At 52.0% G+C, this 306-nt stretch carries 1 protein-coding gene; it reads right to left on the bottom strand.

Annotation, left to right across the window (positions count from 1 at the left end; translation table 11 throughout):
* Nucleotides 1-50: 50 nt before the first annotated feature.
* The coding region (locus AC0L3J_RS37865) for a hypothetical protein (protein WP_473350512.1) at nt 51-306 on the bottom strand (256 nt) is incomplete at its 5' end.

Genomic DNA, 306 nt, shown 5'->3' with positions numbered 1-306 from the left:
CCAGGCAAGCCCTGACGGCAGTAATTGCAGAAAGGCCGTCTGCCAGGGTGTTACAGCCATTCAATTGTCCCCGCTGTTAAGAGTTCCGTATTCTCCGAACGCTGGATCTCTGTCGGGAAACGCACTTCAAAATCATCCAGACCGGTAACACCTGCCACCGCACGGATAATACGGGAGGGGGCAAGTGCGCCGCCCGGCATCACCTCATTAAAAAACATGGTATTAATGGCGTTGGTAATAGCCTGTTTCAGTTCGGCTGTCTTCGGTGATATATAAATCCGTGGATTTACCGGCTTTGCCTTTGGC

It is taken from the genome of Bradyrhizobium sp. Kon37 (genome assembly GCF_055807535.1).
This window is presented reverse-complemented; position numbering and strand designations above follow the sequence as displayed.